This is a genomic window from Stenotrophomonas sp. 57 (assembly GCF_030291075.1).
In the GTDB taxonomy this organism is placed as follows: Bacteria; Pseudomonadota; Gammaproteobacteria; order Xanthomonadales; family Xanthomonadaceae; genus Stenotrophomonas.
This window is the reverse complement of the sequence record NZ_CP127407.1, coordinates 735,950-754,814: the sequence shown is the minus strand read 5'-3', so window position 1 is coordinate 754,814 and position 18,865 is coordinate 735,950. Positions and strand designations below refer to the sequence as shown.

The 18,865-nt window shown below is 67.8% G+C and carries 16 protein-coding genes and 1 riboswitch; of the genes, 7 read left to right on the top strand and 9 right to left on the bottom strand.

Features of this window, described 5'->3' with window-relative positions; translation table 11 throughout:
* Window positions 1-68 precede the first annotated feature (68 nt).
* Entirely contained in the window at window positions 69-869 is an 801-nt protein-coding gene (locus QP512_RS03285; protein WP_005415316.1) for a UDP-2,3-diacylglucosamine diphosphatase, read from the bottom strand.
* Window positions 866-2,581 carry a lysophospholipid acyltransferase family protein gene (locus QP512_RS03280; protein WP_286070978.1) on the bottom strand — a complete coding sequence of 572 codons (1,716 nt, stop codon included), beginning with the start codon at window positions 2,579-2,581 and terminating at the stop codon, window positions 866-868. The genes QP512_RS03285 and QP512_RS03280 overlap by 4 nt, the downstream gene beginning before the upstream one ends.
* Before the next feature lie 333 nt (window positions 2,582-2,914).
* On the opposite strand from QP512_RS03280, the gene metK reads away from it, so the two are divergent.
* Both metK and QP512_RS03270 read left to right on the top strand, forming a co-directional pair.
* On the top strand, window positions 2,915-4,126 hold the full coding sequence (gene metK, locus QP512_RS03275) for a methionine adenosyltransferase (protein WP_079220656.1): 1,212 nt from the start codon (window positions 2,915-2,917) through the stop codon (window positions 4,124-4,126).
* A gap of 66 nt (window positions 4,127-4,192) precedes the next feature.
* The gene (locus tag QP512_RS03270) at window positions 4,193-4,699 is read left to right on the top strand and encodes an acyl-CoA thioesterase (protein ID WP_005415314.1); all 507 of its coding nucleotides are present in this window, start codon (window positions 4,193-4,195) and stop codon (window positions 4,697-4,699) included.
* A 67-nt stretch (window positions 4,700-4,766) separates the two neighbouring features.
* Here QP512_RS03270 and ppc read toward each other — a convergent pair whose 3' ends face one another.
* Both ppc and QP512_RS03260 read right to left on the bottom strand, forming a co-directional pair.
* Window positions 4,767-7,478: a phosphoenolpyruvate carboxylase gene (gene ppc, locus QP512_RS03265; protein WP_286070977.1), complete on the bottom strand. Its 2,712-nt coding sequence runs from the start codon at window positions 7,476-7,478 to the stop codon at window positions 4,767-4,769.
* Window positions 7,479-7,714: 236 nt separating this feature from the next.
* The gene (locus QP512_RS03260; protein ID WP_286070976.1) at window positions 7,715-10,231 is read right to left on the bottom strand and encodes a prolyl oligopeptidase family serine peptidase; all 2,517 of its coding nucleotides are present in this window, start codon (window positions 10,229-10,231) and stop codon (window positions 7,715-7,717) included.
* 119 nt (window positions 10,232-10,350) lie between these two features.
* Window positions 10,351-10,434, top strand: a riboswitch (S-adenosyl-L-homocysteine riboswitch).
* Between the two features lie 36 nt (window positions 10,435-10,470).
* Between QP512_RS03260 and ahcY the strand changes: the two genes are divergently transcribed.
* The 3 genes from ahcY (at window position 10,471) to QP512_RS03245 (ending at window position 13,077) form a co-directional block, all read left to right on the top strand.
* Window positions 10,471-11,916, top strand: coding sequence for an adenosylhomocysteinase (ahcY, locus tag QP512_RS03255; RefSeq protein ID WP_286070975.1), 1,446 nt, complete (start codon window positions 10,471-10,473; stop codon window positions 11,914-11,916).
* Window positions 11,917-12,100: 184 nt separating this feature from the next.
* Window positions 12,101-12,574: a Cys-tRNA(Pro) deacylase gene (gene ybaK / locus QP512_RS03250; protein WP_286070974.1), complete on the top strand. Its 474-nt coding sequence runs from the start codon at window positions 12,101-12,103 to the stop codon at window positions 12,572-12,574.
* The gene (locus tag QP512_RS03245) at window positions 12,574-13,077 is read left to right on the top strand and encodes a hypothetical protein (RefSeq protein WP_286070973.1); all 504 of its coding nucleotides are present in this window, start codon (window positions 12,574-12,576) and stop codon (window positions 13,075-13,077) included. The genes ybaK and QP512_RS03245 overlap by 1 nt, the downstream gene beginning before the upstream one ends.
* On the opposite strand, the gene QP512_RS03240 is transcribed toward QP512_RS03245, so the two are convergent.
* From QP512_RS03240 to QP512_RS03220, 5 genes are all read right to left on the bottom strand, one after another.
* Window positions 13,074-13,706 (bottom strand): energy transducer TonB, encoded by a 633-nt coding sequence (locus QP512_RS03240; protein WP_286070972.1) that lies wholly within the window; start codon window positions 13,704-13,706, stop codon window positions 13,074-13,076. The two genes, QP512_RS03245 and QP512_RS03240, sit on opposite strands and share 4 nt — an antisense overlap.
* A 90-nt stretch (window positions 13,707-13,796) precedes the next feature.
* Entirely contained in the window at window positions 13,797-14,354 is a 558-nt protein-coding gene (locus QP512_RS03235) for a DUF3228 family protein (protein WP_286070971.1), read from the bottom strand.
* Window positions 14,355-14,404: 50 nt separating this feature from the next.
* Entirely contained in the window at window positions 14,405-15,136 is a 732-nt protein-coding gene (locus QP512_RS03230) for a LytTR family DNA-binding domain-containing protein (RefSeq protein WP_286070969.1), read from the bottom strand.
* A complete protein-coding gene (locus QP512_RS03225) occupies window positions 15,133-16,182 on the bottom strand; it encodes a histidine kinase (RefSeq protein ID WP_286070968.1) in 1,050 nt (349 codons plus the stop codon). Before QP512_RS03225 ends, QP512_RS03230 begins: the two co-directional genes overlap by 4 nt.
* A 36-nt stretch (window positions 16,183-16,218) precedes the next feature.
* Complete coding sequence (locus QP512_RS03220; protein ID WP_286070967.1) at window positions 16,219-17,145, bottom strand: alpha/beta hydrolase; 927 nt, start codon at window positions 17,143-17,145, stop codon at window positions 16,219-16,221.
* A gap of 203 nt (window positions 17,146-17,348) precedes the next feature.
* Here QP512_RS03220 and metF point away from each other — a divergent pair, with 203 nt between their 5' ends.
* Window positions 17,349-18,176, top strand: coding sequence for a methylenetetrahydrofolate reductase [NAD(P)H] (metF, locus tag QP512_RS03215; protein WP_197619763.1), 828 nt, complete (start codon window positions 17,349-17,351; stop codon window positions 18,174-18,176).
* Between the two features lie 40 nt (window positions 18,177-18,216).
* Window positions 18,217-18,801, top strand: coding sequence for a DUF4124 domain-containing protein (locus tag QP512_RS03210; RefSeq protein ID WP_286070966.1), 585 nt, complete (start codon window positions 18,217-18,219; stop codon window positions 18,799-18,801).
* Window positions 18,802-18,865: the final 64 nt, after the last annotated feature.

Sequence of the window (18,865 nt, the reverse complement as noted above, 5' to 3'; positions counted from 1 at the left end):
CGGCTGCTCTTCGTTGCCTACAACCGCAGCCGAGCATGGGCTCGGCTCTGCAATAGGCCAGAGGCGAGTTACGCCGCCTGCGAAAGGCGCGCGCCCGGCAGCTCCACCAGCGTCTGGCCGTTGTGGTCCAGCAGGCGCAGCGCGCCATCGTGGTCTTCGACCAGCGCGGTCAGGCTTTCCACCCAGTCACCATCGTTGGCATAGACCAGGCCATCGCGTTCGACCAGCGCGGCGCGGTGGATATGCCCGCAGACGATGCCGTCCAGGCCGCGCCGGCGTACGTCGTCCAGGCCGGCCTGCACGAAGCGCTCGATGTAGCGTTCGGCCGCACCACTGCGCTTCTTCAGGAACTCCGACAGCGACCAGTAGCGCATGCCAAGCTGGCGGCGCACCGCGTTCAATGCCTGGTTGCCGGTGAGGATGCGGTAGTACAGCCAGTCACCGAACTTTTCCTGCAGGCCGCCGAAGTGGGTCACGCCGTCATAGTCGTCGCCATGCGCGACCAGCAGCCGGCGGCCATCGGCGGTCACGTGGATGGCGCGGCGGCGCACCTGCATCGCCGGCAGCATCAGCCCGCACACCTGGCGCAGCGATGCATCGTGGTTGCCGGGGATGTAGATGATCTCGGTGCCGGCGCGACGCAATGCGTGCAGTGCCTGGATGACCTCGCTGTGTGACTGCCGCCAGTTGGCACGGCGGTGCGCCATCCACCACAGGTCGATGATGTCGCCGACCAGGTACAGCCGTTCACAGCGCAGCTGCGAGAGAAAGCGCGCCAGCTCGGTTGCATGGCAGTGACGTGATCCCAGGTGCACGTCGGAGACGAACACTGCGCGCCGGTGCGGCGACAGGTTCGCCAGCGTGCTCATGCCGGCGTCCCCGCCTCGCGCAGGTAACGTTTGCGCTTGTTCGGCCGGATCGCACACAGGTCCACCTCGATCAGGCCGTCGATCGAATCGCTGAAGTCCGGATCCACCCCGAAGGCGAGGAAACGCGCGCCGCCCGGTTCGCACAGATCGGTGTACTGGCGGTACAGCGTGGGTACGCCGGTACCGAGCGCAGCCAGGTTGGCCTTGAGCACGTCGAACGCGGCGCCTGCGTCCAGCTCACCGAAACTGGGCGGTGCGGCGAAGTACTGGAACGGCCGGTTCGATTCGGCCAGGCCGGCGGTGCCGCTGTAGTAGCGCTGGTAGTACGCCACCAGCTGCTCGCGCGCATCGCGCGGCAGCGCCGCACTGATCGACACCGCGCCGAACAGGTAGCGGATGCCCGGCCGGCACTGCAGGTAGGCACCGATGCCCTGCCACAGGTAATCCAGGCTGCGGCTGCCCCAGTAATCAGGCACCACGAAGCTGCGGCCCAGTTCCAGGCCTTCGGCGATGTGGGTGATGGCGTCGTCGGAATAGCGGAACAACGACGCACTGTAGAGGCCGGACAGGCCGTGCCGGGCCAGTGCCTGGGCGCCGCGCATGATCCGGTAGGCGCCGGCGATGCGCTGCGCGGCCGCGTCCCAGATCACGATGTGTTCGTACTGCGGATCGTAATCGTCCAGGTCGCGGCTGCGCCCGGTGCCCTCGCCTACCTGGCGGAAGGTCAGTTCCCGCAGGCGGCCCAGCTCCAGCAGCAGCGGCGAATCGGCGCTGCAGGTGGCCAGCAGGATCTGCTTGCCATCGGCGGTCTGGCCCAGCTGGGTGGCGGCAGCGACGCCGACGGCGACCTGGGAAGGCGGCACCGGGGACGCCAGCGGTTCGGGCCCTGCAATGGCAGCGGCATCGCCCGCCGCACCGTTACGGCCCAGCGCATACAAGGCGCGGCGCACGGCCAGCAGCTGGGCACCGGGGTCGCCGCCCTTGCCCAGCTGCATCGGCTCACCGATGCTCAGGCGCAGCGGGCGGCCACGGCGGGTGAACATCTCGCGCGCCAACAGCGCGGTGCCGGCCGGCTTGAACAGGGTGGAGGCACCGTAGAACAGCGCCGAGTTGCGCGCTTCCACCCGCACGGGCAGCACCGGCGCGCCCGCGGCACGGGCAAAGCGCACGAATCCGCGCTGCCAGCGACCGTCGCGGATGCCGCGCAACGAGAGGCGCGAGACCTCGCCGGCCGGGAACACGATCACGCACTGCTCGGCCGCCAGCGCCTCCTCGACCGCATGCAGGCTGCCGCGCTGCGCCTTGCCGCCAAGGATGCGCACCGGCAGCAGCAGATCCTGCAAGGGCGCGATCGCCCCCAACAGATCGTTGGCCACGATCCGCACATCGCGTCGGATGCGACCAACCGCGTCCAGCAGGGCCAGCGCATCCAGCGCCCCGGACGGGTGGTTGGCGACGATCAGCAGGCGGCCGGTGGCCGGGATCTTCGCCAGCGCGGCCGGGTCCACCTGGTACTGGCCATCGATGAACTCCAGGGCGGCGGCGACGAAGCCGAATCCGCGCAACCCTGCACTGCGCTGCAGGAAAGCTTCGATCTGGTCCAACCGCGACCAGCGACCGACGCTGCGCAGCAGCGGCCGCGCCAGCTGGCCACGCCGGCCATGGAACCAATCGGGAAAGCGTTGCTGGAGGCGCTGTTCAAGTTCCTGCATGGCGGATCCACTCATGCCCGGCGGCCGGATTGGCCGACAGCCTGCGCCCGGCAGGCGGCAGCCCGATGGCGGTTTCTGGACAGAACGATGACGGCCGCCAGGCCATGCGGCCCTGACGCCCGCGCATTCCAGGCCGGTCGGCAGCCTGGCTCGTCGTCACGCTGGTGGAACACTGGGCGTCGAGGCTGGGCCCCAATCCCGGCAGGACGGCCCCTGCCGGGCCTACACGGGCTTAACCACCGGCAACCGGTACCGGTTCACAATGCACAGGCGGCGCACCCCGTGTATGATGCGCGCCCATCTTTCCATCCGAATCAAGGGATATACCGCCTGATGTCCAGCTATCTCTTCACCTCCGAGTCGGTCTCCGAAGGCCATCCGGACAAGGTTGCCGACCAGATCTCCGATGCGGTGCTGGACGCGATCCTGACCCAGGACCAGCGCGCCCGCGTGGCCTGCGAGACCATGGTCAAGACCGGTGTTGCCATCGTCGCCGGTGAAATCACCACCAGCGCCTGGATCGACCTGGAAGCCCTGACCCGCAAGGTCATCACGGACATCGGCTACGACAGCTCCGACGTCGGCTTCGACGGCGCCACCTGCGGCGTGCTGAACCTGATCGGCAAGCAGTCGCCGCACATCGCCCAGGGCGTGGACCGCAAGAAGCCGGAAGAAATGGGCGCTGGCGACCAGGGCCTGATGTTCGGCTACGCCACCAACGAGACCGACAGCTTCATGCCGGCTGCGATCCACCTGTCGCACCGTCTGGTCGAACAGCAGGCCAAGATCCGCAAGAAGCGCAACTCGCCGCTGTCCTGGCTGCGCCCGGACGCCAAGAGCCAGGTCACCCTGCGCTATGAAAACGGCGTGGTCTCGGCTATCGACGCCGTCGTCCTGTCCACCCAGCACGCCCCGGGCATCAAGCAGAAGGACCTCATCGAGGCCGTCCGCGAAGAGATCATCAAGCCGGTGCTCCCGGCCAAGTGGCTGCACAAGGGCACCAAGTTCCACATCAACCCGACCGGCAAGTTCGAGATCGGCGGCCCGGTGGGCGACTGCGGCCTGACCGGCCGCAAGATCATCGTCGACACCTACGGCGGCTGGGCCCGTCACGGTGGTGGCGCCTTCTCCGGCAAGGACCCGTCCAAGGTCGACCGTTCGGCGGCCTACGCGGCCCGCTACGTCGCCAAGAACGTGGTTGCCGCCGGCCTGGCCGACCGTTGCGAAGTGCAGGTTTCCTACGCCATCGGCGTGGCTGAGCCGACCTCGATCTCGGTCACCACCTTCGGCACCGGCAAGATCAGCGACGACAAGATCGAGAAGCTGATCCGCAAGCACTTCGACCTGCGCCCGTACGGCATCATCAAGATGCTGGACCTGGTGCACCCGATGTACCAGCAGACCGCGGCCTACGGTCACTTCGGCCGCAAGCCGAAGGAGTTCAGCTACCTCAACGGCGAAGGCGAGACCGTCAACGCCACGGCCTTCTCCTGGGAGAAGACCGACCGCGCCGCCGCCCTGCGCGCCGATGCGAAGCTGAAGTAAGAAACACGAAGGGCCGCTCACGCGGCCCTTCTGCTTTCTGTAGAGCCGAGCCGATACAATCGGTGCATGTCGACCGAACTGAAAACCCACCAGCTGTCCATGACCGTGCTGATGTCGCCGGAGATGGCCAATTTCTCCGGCAAGGTCCACGGTGGCGCCATTCTGCGCCTGCTCGACCAGGTTGCCTACGCCTGCGCCAGCCGCTACGCGGGCAGCTACGTGGTTACCCTGTCGGTGGACCAGGTGATGTTCCGCCAGCCGATCGCGGTGGGCGAGCTGGTCACCTTCCTGGCCTCCGTGAACTACACGGGCACCTCGTCGATGGAGATCGGCATCAAGGTGGTGGCCGAGGACATCCTCAAGCGCAGCGTGCGCCACGCCAACAGCTGCTTCTTCACGATGGTGGCGGTGGACGAGGAAGGCCGGCCGACGCCGGTACCGCCCTTGCAACCGGCCACGTCCGACGAGAAGCGCCGCCAGGCCGCCGCACAGATCCGCCGCCAGCTGCGCCAGGAAATGGAGCAGCGGCACCTGGAACTGCTGGCGTCGAATCCGCCGTCGCCGGAGGAGTGAGGGCGTGCGGGGCATGCCCCGCACCCACCGAGGCAGGTAGCGCCGGGCCACACCCGGCGGATACGCATCACCCGGTGTTCTGCACGCCCTGCGAAACACCGTTCACGCAGGCCACCAGCGCGCGCAGCAGGTCCTCGTCTTCGCGCCCGCTGGCCCGCCAGCGCTGCAACAGATCCACCTGCAGCACGCTGATCGGATCGACGTAAGGATTGCGCAGGCGGATCGACAGCGCCAGCCGCGCATCGTGGTCCAGCAGCGTCTGCTGGTCCATCAACGCCAGCAGCCAGTGCCGGGTCAGTTCCAGCTCGCGCTGCACCTGCGGGAAGAAGCGCCCATGCAGGTCGCCCGACAACCGCGAGAACTGCTCGGCGATGGTGATATCGCCCTTGGACAGCACCATCGCGATGTCGTCCAGGAAGGTGCGGAAGAACGGCCAGTCACGCGCCATCCCGCGCAGGGTCTGTTCGTGGCCGGCATCAACCGCCGCCTGCATGCCACTGCCTACACCGTACCAGCCGGGAATCACCGCCCGCGCCTGGCTCCAGGCGAACACCCAGGGAATCGCACGCAGGTTGCCCAGCGCCGCGTCCTGGCCGAGCCGGCGCGATGGCCGCGAGCCCAGCGTCATCCGCTCGATCACGTCGATCGGCGTGGCCGTGCGGAAGTAATCCATGAAGCCGGACTGGCCGACGAAGCCACGGTAAACCTCGCTGCTGGCCGAGGCCACCGCGTCCATCACCGGCCGCCACTCATCCTCGCGCGGCTCGGCGGCACGCGGGCGCAGGCTGGCGCGCAGCACTGCACCGGTGGCCTGTTCCAGCGAGCGCAGCGCCAGCGCGCGGATGCCGTACTTGCGATGGATCACCTCGCCCTGCTCGGTCACCCGCAGGCGGCCATCGATGCTGCCGCGCGGCGACGCATCGACCGCGTGGGTGGTTTTGCCACCGCCACGGCTGATCGAACCGCCACGGCCATGGAAGAAGGTCAGCCGGATGCCGGCCTCGGCCGCCACTTCCAGCAGTTCCACCTGCGCGCGCTGCAGCCCCCAGCGCGACGCGGCGATGCCGCCGTCCTTGCTGCTGTCCGAATAGCCCAGCATCACCATCTGCACGTCCCCGCGCGCACGCAGATGGGCGCGATACACCGGGTCGGCCAGCAGGTCGCGCAGGGTCGCGGTGCCGCGCTTGAGGTCATCCACGGTTTCGAACAGCGGTGCGATGTCGAGCGGCACGCCGCCATCGGCATCGACCAGACCACCGCGCCGCGCCAGTGCCAGCACGGCCAGCACGTCGCCGCGATCGTGCGCCATCGAGATGATGTAGCTGCCCAGCGCATCGCCACCGTGGCGTGTGCGCGCATCGGCCAGTGCAGCGAACACCGCATCCAGCCGCTGGTTGCCCTCGTCATCGCCCTTGGGAAGCGGTACTTCGCCGCTGGCATGCGGGCCCAGCAGCCGTGCGCGGCCCAGCGCATCCAGCGCCTGCCAGGCCTCCTCGCCGCCCAGCACCGCGGCCAGCGCGCGCGCATGCACGCTCGATTCCTGGCGCACGTCCAGCCGCGCCAGATGGAAGCCGAACGTCTTCACCCGCCACAGCAGGCGCTGCACGGCAAAGCCACCGGCGTGCTCGCCACGGTTGGCGCGCAGGCTGTCGAGGATCAGCTGCAGGTCGTCGATCAGCTCGTCCGGGCCAGCATAGTTGCCTTCGCCATCATCCAGCGTGGCCTGCAGGCGCGCGCGCATGCGGTCGTTGAGCAGGCGGTACGGCATGTCGGCATGGCGTGGGCGCGACTGCACCTGCGGCAGCAGCTGCTGGTAATGCGCCACGCGCGCCTGCAGCGCATCACTCACGCCCACCCGCTCGGTAGACTGGCTGAGCAGGCTGGCCAGCTGCAGCAGTTCCTTCTGGTAGCGCCCGAGCACCGCCTGCCGCTGCGCATCCAGCGTGTTGCGGATGGTGGTCGCATCCACGTTCGGGTTGCCATCCATGTCGCCGCCTACCCACGTGCCGAAACGCAGCAGGCGCGGCAGCGGCAGCTCCTCGCCGTAGGTATCGCGCAGTGCCTGCTGCAGCGATTCGTACAGCACCGGAATCACGCGGTACAGCACCTGCACCAGATAGAAACCGACGTGCTCACGTTCGTCATCCACGGTGGGCCGCACCGGCGAGGAATCGGTGGTCTGCCACGACGCGGTCAGCGCCATGCGGAAGCGCGCGGCATCGGCGGCAGCTTCCCCCGGCGTGCGCTGGCCATCAAGGTTGTCGACCAGGCTGGCCACCATCAGCTGCTCTTTCTCCAGCAGCGCGCGGCGCACCGCCTCGGTCGGGTGGGCGGTGAACACCGGTTCGATGTCGATGCGCGGCAGCCACCGCGCCAGCTCGTCCAGGCCCACGCCCTGCGCCTTCAGGTGCTGCAGCGCATCCTGCAGGCCATCGGGCTGTGCGCCTGCGGTACCGGCACGCTGGTAGTCGCGGCGGCGGCGGATGCGATGCACGCGCTCGGCGATGTTGACCACCTGGAAGTAGGTGCTGAACGCCCGCACCATGGTCTCGGCCTGCTGCGGCGTGCGCCCGGCCAGGCCATCGGCCAGCTCGGACAGGGGCGCCTGGTTCTCGCGGCGGGCGATGGCGCGGGTGCGCACGTCTTCGACGTCGTCGAGAAACGCGGCCGAAACCTGTTCCACCAACAGGTCGCCGACCAGCGCGCCAAGCCGGCGCACGTCATCGCGAAGCGGAAGATCGGGAGAAGCGAATTCGATGCTGCTGCGGTACTCGTTCATCGGCGACGCACAGGCCTCGGTCAACGGATCCAGACCCCAAGCCTAAACCAGATTGCGCACCATGCTGCGACGCAAGAATGGTTTCATCTGCACGCATCCATGGCGGACGCAGCCGAGCATGGGCTCGGCTCTACAAGCGTCGTGGCGCGTGACACCGTGTAGCGCCCGAGCCCATGCTCGGGCGGCAGCGCAGCCGCACAGGCGGCCCCGTTGCGGGGGCCGCCCTCATGCAGGTATCAGCGCTTCTTCTTCGCCTTGCCCTGCTCGGCCGGGCCGATGGTCTGCTCCAGCCAGCGCTCGCTCTCGGCCAGCATGGTCATGATCGATTCGCGTGCGCGGTAGGCATGCGATTCGTTCGGCAGCATCACCAGCCGCGCGGTGCCACCCAGGCCCTTCACCGCGGCGAACATGCGCTCGCTCTGGATCGGGAACGTGCCGGAGTTGTTGTCGTCCACGCCGTGGATGAAGAGGATCGGATCCTTGATCCTGTTGGCGTAGTTGAACGGCGCCATCTTCTGGTAGACGTCCTGCGCCTGCCAGTAGTTGCGTTCCTCGGCCTGGAAACCGAACGGGGTGAGCGTGCGGTTGTAGGCACCGCTGCGCGCGATGCCGGCCTTGAACAGGCGGGTATGCGCCAGCAGGTTGGCGGTCATGAACGCACCGTAGGAATGGCCACCGATGGCGATGTGCTCGCGATCGGTCACGCCACGACGTACCACTTCATCCACCGCTGCCTGCGCGTTGGCCACCAGCTGTTCGATGTAGGTGTCGTTCGGCTCCTTGTCGCCCTCACCGATGATCGGCATCGACGGGCTGGCCAGCACCACATAGCCCTTGGCCAGGAACGCCTGCGGGCCCCAGTAGCTGACCGCATTGAAGCGGTACGGCGAATCGGTCACCTGGCTGGCCGCCGCCGCGCTCTTGAACTCGCCCGGGTAGGCCCACATCAGCAGCGGCCGCGGGCCGTCGCGCTTCGGGTCGTACCCCGGCGGCAGCAGCAGGGTCGCGGTCAGGTCGACGCCATCCTTGCGCTTGTAGCGGATCTGCTCCTTCTGCACGCCCTTCAGCTGCGGCAGCGGATGGGCGAAATGGGTCAGCGCGCGCGGTGCGGCACCGGCATCGGCCAGCGACTGCACGTAGAAGTTGGCCGGCTCATCCGGGCTTTCACGGCTCAGCAGCAGCGAGCTGCCCTGGTCGTCCAGCAGCGCCACCGGCGCGGCGTAGTTGGGCGCCTGCGAGTGGAACAGGCGGGTAGCCTTGCCACTGGCAATGTCGAAGCGGTCCACGAACGGGCGGTCGCCCTCCGGCGAAGCACCGGCACCGGCCAGGTACAGGCTGCCGCCATCCGGGCTGGTCTGCAGCAGCGAACGCCCGCGGTCGTCGCTGGACAACAGCGGCCGACCCGGATCGGAATAGCGGTCCTGCGCGTCACGATCCCACAGCAGGCGCGGCTCGGCACCGGCATTGTCCGGGGCAATCAGCCAGGTCCTGGTCTTGCGCGTCTTCCACCACGACTCGGTCAGCAGGGCCAGGTCGCCACGGCCCCAGTTGATGCCCACCAGACGGCTGCCGAGCTGGGCCAGGGTCACCGGCGGCTTGTCGAACGGCGCGGCCTGCATCAGCACCGCATCGCGTACCTTGGCCTCCCGGTTCGGATCACCACCGTCCTGTGCCTCGGCCCAGACCAGGGTGGCATCGGCATCACCCCGCCAGCTGATATCGCGCACGCCGGTCACTTCGGCGTCGTTGCCGGTTGGCAGGCCTTCCACCAGCGGGCGCACGGCCACGGTATGCACCAGCTTGCCGCTGGTACGGTCGATCACTTCGATGCGGCGCGGGAAACTGCTCACCGGCACCACATAGGAATACGGGCGCTGCACCGGCTGGCGCAGCACGAAGCGGCCATCGGGCGACACCGAGAAGCCCATGAAGATGCCGGCCGCGCCGATCGCGCGGGTGCTGCCGTCCAGGCCGACTTCCATCGGCTGGGTGGTGGCGTAGTAATCGAACTGGCGGGCGTCAGCTTCGTTCTTCAGCAGGTCCTGGTAGGTACGGATCGACACGACGCCGCCGCCCTGGCTGGTCTGCTGCACGGCCGGACCGGTCGGAATGCCGTCGGCGGCCGGGGCCGCACCGAGGTTGGCCGGGCGGGTGAACACCACCAGGCCGCGGCTGTCCGGCAGCCACTGGTAGCCGCTGCCGATCACCGTGTTCAGGCCGGCAGCCAGGCGACGGGCACTGCCACCGGCCACGTCCACCAGCCACAGTTCATTGGCGCCACTGGCGGCGTCGACCTGGTTGAAAGCCAGCCATTTCTGGTCCGGCGACCACATCAGACTGGCGATCCACAGCTTGGCGGGCAGTCCGCTGATCTGCCGTTCCTTGCCGTCGGCCACGTTCATCAGCCACAGCTTCTCGCCGAAGCTGAAGCGGCTGTCGGAGAACGTTCGCGGGTTGATGCGCAGGCCGGCCAGCTTCAGTTCCGGCTGCGCCACCACCTGGATCGACGGCAGCGACGGCATCTGCATCATCGCGGCCACGTCGCGGCGTGGCGACAGGTACAACGAGGGCGCACGCGGGGCGTCAACCACCGCCTGCAGCGCGGCCGAGGGCAGTTCATAGCCGGTGACGCCCTGGGCCTGTGCGGCCACGGGCTGCGGCGCGGCCGCCCAGGCCAGCGGAGCCACCGCCAGCAGTCCCATCGACAGGACCAGGCCGGTCCAGCGCCGTGTGCGGCGCGCGTGCATGCTCATCGTTCCACCTGTGTGATGCGTGAAAACACCGACATTAACAGTCTGTGCACGCGATCCCATCTGCCGATGGTTGGGTCATCCGACGCCATGCCGGGGCCGCGATATACTGGGGGTTCTCCCCTGCCGAGGGGCGCTGCGACCGGATCCCACGAGGCCCGGCCAGGCTCGGTAAGGTGGCTTTGTAACAACGGCGCCCGGCTAGATGCGAGCACCCGCTCGTCCACAACCGGAGCACACGAATGAATGCTGTTGCCAAGACCTTCTCCACCGAAGGTGATTACAAGATCCGCGATATCACGCTGGCCGACTGGGGCCGCAAGGAACTGGACATCGCCGAGCACGAAATGCCGGGCCTGATGTCGATCCGCCGCAAGCATGCCGCCAGCCTGCCGCTGAAGGGCGTACGCGTGACCGGTTCGCTGCACATGACCATCCAGACCGCGGTCCTCATCGAGACCCTGAAGGACATCGGCGCCGACGTGCGCTGGGCCTCGTGCAACATCTTCTCGACCCAGGACCACGCTGCCGCCGCCATCGCCGCCACCGGTACCCCGGTGTTCGCCTGGAAGGGCGAGACCCTGGAAGAGTACTGGGACTGCACCCTGGACGCGCTGACCTTCACCCTGGCTGACGGCACCCTGACCGGCCCGGAGCTGGTGGTGGACGACGGCGGTGACGTCACCCTGCTGATCCACAAAGGCTACGAGCTGGAAAACGGCAGCGACTGGGTCAACACCGCCTCGTCCTCGCACGAAGAACAGGTCATCAAGAACCTGCTCAAGCGCGTCGCCAAGGAGCGCCCGGGTTACTGGGGCCGCGTGGTCAAGGACTGGAAGGGCGTCTCCGAGGAGACCACCACCGGCGTGCACCGCCTGTACCAGCTGGCCCAGGCCGGCACCCTGCTGATCCCGGCAATCAACGTCAACGACTCGGTCACCAAGAGCAAGTTCGACAACCTGTATGGCTGCCGCGAGTCGCTGGCCGATGGCCTGAAGCGCGCGATGGACGTGATGCTGGCCGGCAAGGTTGCCGTGGTCTGCGGCTACGGCGACGTGGGCAAGGGCTGCGCCGCCTCGCTGCGTGCCTACGGTGCGCGCGTGATCGTCACCGAGATCGACCCGATCTGCGCCCTGCAGGCGGCGATGGAAGGCTATGAAGTCAACACCATCGAATCGACCCTGGGCCGTGCCGACCTGTACGTCACCACCACCGGCAACAAGGACATCATCCGCATCGAGCACCTGAGCGCGATGAAGGACCAGGCCATCGTCTGCAACATCGGCCACTTCGACAACGAGATCCAGGTCGATGCGCTGGTCGCGTTCCCGGGCGTGAAGCACGTCAACATCAAGCCGCAGGTGGACAAGTACATCTTCCCGAACGGCAACGCGATCTTCCTGCTGGCCGAAGGCCGCCTGGTGAACCTGGGCTGCGCCACCGGCCACCCGAGCTTCGTGATGTCCAACAGCTTCGCCAACCAGACCCTGGCACAGATCGACCTGTGGGCGAACAAGGACAGCTACGAGAAGAAGGTCTACCTGCTGCCGAAGAAGCTGGACGAGGAAGTGGCGCGCCTGCACCTGGAGAAGATCGGCGTGAAGCTGACCACCCTGACCCAGGAACAGGCCGACTACATCGGCGTGCCGGTGGAAGGCCCGTTCAAGCCGGACCACTACCGCTACTGATCGTGCCCGGGTCGGATCCCTTTCCGCAGGAAAGGGCTCTGCCCCCAGCAACGGATGCAGACAGAACGGGCGCCTTCGGGTGCCCGTTCTGCGTTTGCGCACGGCCGAACATCACGCATCCACCAGAGTGGGGGCCAGTAGCCTCGGTCAAGGCAACGCGCCCAGCACGCGCTACGATGCCCCCATGACCCCGGCCATCAACCTGCTCAAGCGCGAGAAGATCGCCCACACCGTGCGCAGCTACGTGCACGACGCCCACGCCGAATCGTATGGCGGCGAAGCCGTCGACAAGCTCGGCCTCGACCCGGCCCAGGTGTTCAAGACCCTGCTGGCCAGCACCGAGGCACACGAACTGCTGGTGGCGATCGTACCGGTGGCCGGCCAGCTGGACCTGAAGGCCTTGGCCGAAGCGGCCGGCTGCAAGAAGTGCGAGATGGCCGCCGCCGACGCAGCGCAGCGCGCGACCGGCTACCTGGTCGGCGGCATCAGCCCACTGGGGCAGAAGAAGCGCCTGCGCACCTTCCTGGACGCCAGTGCGCAGGCATTGCCCGCGCTGCATGTCAGCGCCGGTCGCCGCGGCCTGGAAGTGGAACTGGCGCCGGCTGACCTGCTGCGGCTGACAACCGGCCACTACGCTGCCATCGGCAAGGCACGTTGATGCGCTGGCCGTGGTCCGCAGTACCGATTCCCCGGCTCGACGATGCACAGGCCGATGTGCTGCTGCAGGACCTGTTGTCGCGCGACGCAACGCGCATCACCGATGCCGCACGCACCGTCGCCCGATTGTTCACTCCCGCATCCCTGGAGGCGTTGAGCGCGCATGTGGATACGATTGAACGCAGCTGCCAGGGCGTCGCCCTTGGCGGCATGCTGATCAGCAACCAGGCTCACCTCAAGGCGGCCCTGCAACGGCTGCGCCACTGGCAGGCGCGCGAAGGCTGCCTGTGTGCGCTCTACCCTTCCTACGTGTTCTTCAACCCCGAGCCGCTGCTGGAACAAGGTCACGTGCAGCTGCGTGCACGGGGCGAAGCGGAGGACGGCTGGGGCGAATGCTACCGGCTGACGTGCACCTGCTGCGCGCAGCCATGGAGCGCGACCGAGCGCGAGTACCACTACCGCTGGTGGGAGTGGAAGGCCGAGCCCGCCCTGCAGACGCCCTAGTTGAGCTTGAACGTGACCGTTCCGCGTATCAGGCTCATGTTTGGCGCCTTGTCCGCCGCTTCACGCTCATAACGCCAGTCACGCGCGTGCTTGAGCGCCGCCGCATCGAGCAGTGGGTACGCACTGGACCGGGACAGGATGATCGCCTGGGTCTTGCCCTGTGCATCCAGCAGCAGCATCAGCTCGACAACGCCCTCCTGGGCTTCGCGCATGGCGGCCGCAGGATACATCGGGACCGACGAGAGCCGCCGCTGGTGCCAGCCTCCTTCCCGTGCAATCAACGGCGTGCTGGAAGAGAGTGGGCAACGCGCAGGCATCTGCAGGTCGAAGCCCGCAGCCCCTTGCGAAGGCCGGGTGGTGGCTGGCGCACCACAGGCGATCGCCGACACGCTCTGGAGCAACGACTGCTGACGCGAAAGCGCTGCTGCGTCATCCGCTTCCACATGGAACGTGCAACGCCCCGAGGTTGCCTGCGCCTGCAGTGAACCCACGCCCGCGTCGCGGATCTGCGTCACGTCGGACAGGGACCCACAGGCTGCGCCTGCATCGTACTTTGCTGCCGAGCTTTCACATGCGGCCAGCAGGCCTGCGGCGACCCATGCGAACAGCATCCAATGTCGAACATCCATCCCTGTGCTCCCTGCGTTGATTCACCGCCATGGTAGCGCTCCACTGCCGTTACCCTCTTCGCATGCCGGCTGTCCGGCCACAGCGTGGGCTCAGGGCCGCCAGTTGGCGTTGTTCTCCCAGAACGCCACCGAGCGCCGGTAAGCCTCGCGATCCAGCGGCACGCCGGACCCGCCCTCCTCTACGCCCAGTGCGTTGCGCATCATCGTGATCGGCGCCATCGGCACCTCTTCCGGTTCCGCGGTGTAGATGCAGCCGACAATGCCCCAATCGGCCTCGATCGGTGAACCTTCCTTCGCCAGCTGCTCGGCGCTGTACAGGATCACCACCAGATAGTTCGCACGCGGGGACTCCACGCCTTCGAACCAGCGCACCAGCACCGGCAGCTCGTCACGATTGCGCGCCTCATAGCCACTGCGCAGCTGGTGGCGGTTGGCCTCGGTGATCGGCACCGTCAGGCAGCGCGTGCTGGTCCAGTTGTCGTAGACGAACAGCTTGCAGAACGGCGCGTAGCCATCGAGCACCTTCAGTGGCGCGTGCGCATTGAGGTGTGCCTCGAACTGCTCGGCAGTGCAGTCCTGGATGGTGTTGCCGCGTGGCACGCGTGGGAACAGGCGGGGACGGGCGAAATCGGTGAGGACGATGGACATGGCGTGGTGCAACGTGGGAATCCGCTGCACAGGGTAACCGCTGGCCGCCCCTACAACGCCATCCGCTCGCGCAGTTCCCGCGCCTGCCGCCGCGACACCTCCACCTCGCTGCCGTCGTCCAGCATCAGGTCGTACCCATCGCCGATGCTGGGCGTCACGCAACGGATGCGGCGCAGGTTGACCAGGGTATTGCGGTTGGCACGGAAGAACAGATCCTGCGGCAGGCGTGCTTCCAGCGCGCTCAGGCTGCGGGCCAGCAAGGCGTTCTGGTCACGGAACCACAGCCGCGTGTAGTTGCCGTCCACCACCAGCCGGCGGATCTCCGAGACGGCGACGAACCAGCAGCGTTCGCCCTCACGCACGAACACCTGGTCCTGCGCGGCCAGCGTACTGCGTGACTGCGGCGCTTCGGCCTGCACGGCCTCGCGCTGGCGCGCCCGCTCCAGCGCCTCCAGTAAGCGTGGCGCCTCGACAGGCTTCACCAGATAATCCAGCGCATTGGCCTGGAACGCGCGCACGGCGTAGGTATCGTAGGCAGTGACGAACACCACCGCCGGCACCGTTTCCAGGCCGTCCAGCACATCGAAACCACTGCCGGAAGGCATCTGCACGTCCAGCAGCACCAGGTCCGGCGCCAGCGTGGCGATCGCCTCGCGCGCGGCAGGCACATCGTCGGCCTCACCCACGCACTGCACCCATGGCAGCGCCGTCAACAGCGTACGCAGCTCCTGCCGCGCCAGCCGGGCGTCATCGACAATCAGCACACGCAGTACGCCACTCATTGCGGAATCTCCAGAAGGGCCTGCATGCGGTCGCCGATCGGCTGCAGGGTGAAACGGCCACGCGAACCGAGCTGCGCACGCAGATAGGCCAGGCCGACGCCATGCCCGTCGGCAGGCTCGCTGGCGTTGCCCAGCGGGTTGTCCACCTGCAGTCGCAAGACATCGCTGTCCAGCGTGACCTGGATCTGCACCTCGCCACCACCGGGGCGGCTGGCAATGCCGTGCTTGATCGCATTCTCCACCAGCAGCTGCAGGACCATCGCCGGCAACTGCGCCTGCAGGGCGTCAGCATCGATGCGCCGAGCTACCTGCAGGCGCTGCTCGAAGTGGATGGCTTCGATCGCCAGATAGTCGTCCACCACCGCCAGTTCTTCGGCCAGCGTGACCTGCTCGCTGCGGTTGTGCGCCAGCGCTTGGCGCAGCGTGCGCGACAGGCGCGTGACCATGTCGCGGGCGCGCTCGGGGTCTTCCAGGATCAGCGCGCGCAGGTTGTTCAGCGCGTTGAACACGAAGTGCGGATTGAGCCGTGCGCGCAGTGCATCGCGTTCCAGCGCGCTGCGTTCGGCTTCGGCGCGCAGGCGCGCCAACTCACTGTGGCGGGCTCGGCGCAGGCCATGCAGGCCGGCCCACAGTCCGGTCCACATCAGCAGGAACAGCGCGGTGTTCATCCAGTACACCAGCAGCGAAGACCACCGGTAATCCGCGTGGCCGCCGGGCAGCTGCACCCAGCCCAGTGCCAGCGCCGGTAGCAGCAGCGCGGCAGTTGCCACCTGCGCGACGCTGGCGCCGGCCACCACACCGGCGGCCAGTTTCAACACCAGGCTGCCCAGGCTCCCCTCCCACCAGCGCTGGCGCAGTGCCACCGCGCGCAGCATGCCGCTGCACATCCACAGGCAGGCGGCTACGCTGACGGTGATCAGCACGATGCCGCTGAACACCACGCCGCCGCCGATCCGCATCCCTGCCCACAGCCCGTACATCGCGTAGCCGGCCCAGGCCAGCGCATTGAGCGTCCAGAAGCGGCGGGATGAGGTGGTGGCGTCCATGCGGACTCTCGGCGGTGGCAGGAGGGCAGACAAGGGTCAGGGGTGCGCGGCGAGGAAACGCTGCACCTGCTGCTGCAGCCAGCGCGGATCATCCCACATCAGGAAGTGGAACCCCTGCGCGCTCATCGCGATCTGCACGCCCTGCAGTTTCGCGTACTGCGCCTGGAACACCGCGCGGGTGCTTTCTTCGGTACCGCCCATCGGCTGGTAACCGGCCCAGCTGCCCAGTACCAGCGTCGGTGCGCTGACGGAGGCGATGCTGTCACGCAGGTCGGTGGTCATCACCCCGTGCATGGCGTCGGCGGTGGTCTGTCGGTCACTGCTCTCGCCCCAGCGGCCCAGCTCGGCCTGGCGCTGCGGATCACGGGTCATGCCCGGCAGGCCGGCTTTCAGCTGCGCCTGCCACTGCGCGGCGTCGGCGGCGAGCATGCCCTTGCGCAGCTGGTCGGCCATCGGCCGCACGCTGTCTGCGGTGGCGTTCGGGTCACGCGCCGCCGGCAGGAACGGCAATGCATCAACCACCACCAGCGCGCTGACCGCCTTCGGCTCGGCCTGCGCCATCTGCAGGCCCAGCAGGCCGCCGAGGCTGTGGCCGATCACCACCACCGGGCCCAGGTGCTGGTCGTGCAGGTAGGCCAGCAACTGGCCGCGCACCGCCGACAGGAACTCGGCCGGGCGCGGATCGGCGGGCGCTGCGCCGGCAAAGCCCGGCAGCTGCACCAGGTGGCACTGCACGTTCTCCAGCGCCAGGCAGGTCTCGCGCCAGACCTCGGCGCTGCTGTTGAGGCCGGGGATCATCAGCAGCGGGCGGCCCTTGCCGACCACCTCGACCTGCACCTTGCCGGTGCCTGAGGCCGCCGCCGCATGGGCCGGACCGGAGCCAAGCACGGCCATCGCCATGCCGATCATCGCCAGCCGGGCCAGCGCCTTCAGTGCGTACCAGAGTGCCAGGAAGATCTTCATCGTCTGCTCCTTCGTCGGGTGGATGTTGCCGGGATGGGAGCAGCGTGGGCCGGGCCGAGGCGTACCGGTTGCGATTCCGGAGCAGCGGCCGCACGGCGGGGCGAACGGTCGCGGCTCGGGGTTGACGGACCCTCACGCAGTCGTCAAACATCTATCTTGATGAAGCGATATACTGCTTCGTACTTGCCGCCGCCGCCCGCGCCATGACCGCCATCAGCTTCGAGTTCTATCCGCCCAAGACCGACGAACAGCGCAGCCAGCTGGACCGTGCCGCGGCCAAGCTGAAGGACTACGATCCGCAATACGTGTCGTGCACCTTCGGTGCCGGCGGCTCGACCCTGAGCTATACCTCCGAGACGGTACGCCACCTCAACCAGCACCACGGGTTCGACGCGGCGCCGCACCTGTCGTGCGTGGGCGGCACCCGCCAGGAGATCCGCGAGCTGCTCAAGCTGTACCGCGCCATCGGCTGCCGTCGCCTGGTCGCACTGCGCGGTGACCTGCCCTCGGGCATGGGCTTCCCCGGCGACATGCGCTATGCCGCCGAGCTGATCGCCTTCATCCGCGCCGAGCATGGCGATGCGTTCCACATCGAAGTGGGTGCGTATCCGGAGACGCACCCGCAGGCGAGCGATGCGCTGGCCGACCTGAAGCACTTCAAGGCCAAGATCGATGCCGGTGCCGACGCGGCGATCACCCAGTATTTCTTCAACCCGGATGCCTACTTCCACTTCGTCGATGAAGTGCGCCGGCTCGGTGTGCAGGTGCCGATCACGCCGGGCATCATGCCGATCGCCAACTTCAGCCAGCTGCGCCGCTTCTCCGAACAGTGCGGCGCGGAGATTCCGCGCTGGATCAGCCGCAAGATGCAGGCCTACGGCGATGACGCCGAATCGGTGCGTGCGTTCGGCACTGAAGTGGTGGCCAGGCTGTGCCAGCGCCTGATCGAAGGCGGCGCACCCGGCCTGCATTTCTATACCTTGAACCTGGCCAAGCCGACCACCTCGGTGCTGAAACTGCTGCAGGGCTGAAAGCACGCCCTGCGGACCTGATCGGCGCTACCCTTTCTGGATGATCCGCCTTTCCCTCCTGCTGGTGCTGTTGCCGCTGTGCGCGATGGCCCCTGTTGCCCATGCGCAGTCCCCGCGCCTGAACCGCTGCACCGATGCGCAGGGCCAGAGCGTCTACACCGACCGTCCCTGCGACAGCGTGGGTGCCCGGTCGCGGCTGCCGCCCCCCGCCCCCGCCGGCAACACTGCACCGCGCGACACATTGGGTGCGCGCTGCCCACGCCGGCTGAGCGAGCTCGTGGACGCATTGCGCAACGGCATCCTCAGCAACGATGTGAACCGGCTCTCTTCGCTGTACCTGTGGGGTGCGGTGTCGGACGCGGGGGCGCAGCGCATCCTTGGCCAGCTGGAATCGCTGGCACGGCGACCGCTGGTGGACGTGGTGCCGGTGTATCCGCGGCACGATCAGGACGTTCTGCAGGACGAGGGTCAGAGCCCTGCTGCGCAGGGATCCGACCCTGAGCCGCCAGCGGCGCGGCATCCAGTCGGCCTGCGCCTGGAGCAGACCCTGCCGGGCAGCGTGGCGCGCGCCTCGACGGTGCTCGGGCTGCGGCGGCAGTACGGGTGTTTCTGGATCACGTTGTGATCGGGAGGGGTCGGATCCCGTTCCAACGGAATGGGCCCTGACCCCGGGTTCCAGCGGGGGTCAG

What these genes read in the sequence shown, in the direction of transcription:
- QP512_RS03210 (WP_286070966.1), top strand. Translation starts at nt 18,217, where the DNA reads ATGATCCGCCTTTCCCTCCTGCTGGTGCTGTTGCCGCTGTGCGCGATG.
- QP512_RS03220 (WP_286070967.1), bottom strand. Translation starts at nt 17,145, where the DNA reads ATGAAGATCTTCCTGGCACTCTGGTACGCACTGAAGGCGCTGGCCCGG.
- QP512_RS03230 (WP_286070969.1), bottom strand. Translation starts at nt 15,136, where the DNA reads ATGAGTGGCGTACTGCGTGTGCTGATTGTCGATGACGCCCGGCTGGCG.
- QP512_RS03235 (WP_286070971.1), bottom strand. Translation starts at nt 14,354, where the DNA reads ATGTCCATCGTCCTCACCGATTTCGCCCGTCCCCGCCTGTTCCCACGC.
- QP512_RS03245 (WP_286070973.1), top strand. Translation starts at nt 12,574, where the DNA reads ATGCGCTGGCCGTGGTCCGCAGTACCGATTCCCCGGCTCGACGATGCA.
- QP512_RS03285 (WP_005415316.1), bottom strand. Translation starts at nt 869, where the DNA reads ATGAGCACGCTGGCGAACCTGTCGCCGCACCGGCGCGCAGTGTTCGTC.
- QP512_RS03225 (WP_286070968.1), bottom strand. Translation starts at nt 16,182, where the DNA reads ATGGACGCCACCACCTCATCCCGCCGCTTCTGGACGCTCAATGCGCTG.
- QP512_RS03260 (WP_286070976.1), bottom strand. Translation starts at nt 10,231, where the DNA reads ATGAGCATGCACGCGCGCCGCACACGGCGCTGGACCGGCCTGGTCCTG.
- metF (WP_197619763.1), top strand. Translation starts at nt 17,349, where the DNA reads ATGACCGCCATCAGCTTCGAGTTCTATCCGCCCAAGACCGACGAACAG.
- ahcY (WP_286070975.1), top strand. Translation starts at nt 10,471, where the DNA reads ATGAATGCTGTTGCCAAGACCTTCTCCACCGAAGGTGATTACAAGATC.
- ybaK (WP_286070974.1), top strand. Translation starts at nt 12,101, where the DNA reads ATGACCCCGGCCATCAACCTGCTCAAGCGCGAGAAGATCGCCCACACC.
- QP512_RS03270 (WP_005415314.1), top strand. Translation starts at nt 4,193, where the DNA reads ATGTCGACCGAACTGAAAACCCACCAGCTGTCCATGACCGTGCTGATG.
- ppc (WP_286070977.1), bottom strand. Translation starts at nt 7,478, where the DNA reads ATGAACGAGTACCGCAGCAGCATCGAATTCGCTTCTCCCGATCTTCCG.
- metK (WP_079220656.1), top strand. Translation starts at nt 2,915, where the DNA reads ATGTCCAGCTATCTCTTCACCTCCGAGTCGGTCTCCGAAGGCCATCCG.
- QP512_RS03240 (WP_286070972.1), bottom strand. Translation starts at nt 13,706, where the DNA reads ATGGATGTTCGACATTGGATGCTGTTCGCATGGGTCGCCGCAGGCCTG.
- QP512_RS03280 (WP_286070978.1), bottom strand. Translation starts at nt 2,581, where the DNA reads ATGCAGGAACTTGAACAGCGCCTCCAGCAACGCTTTCCCGATTGGTTC.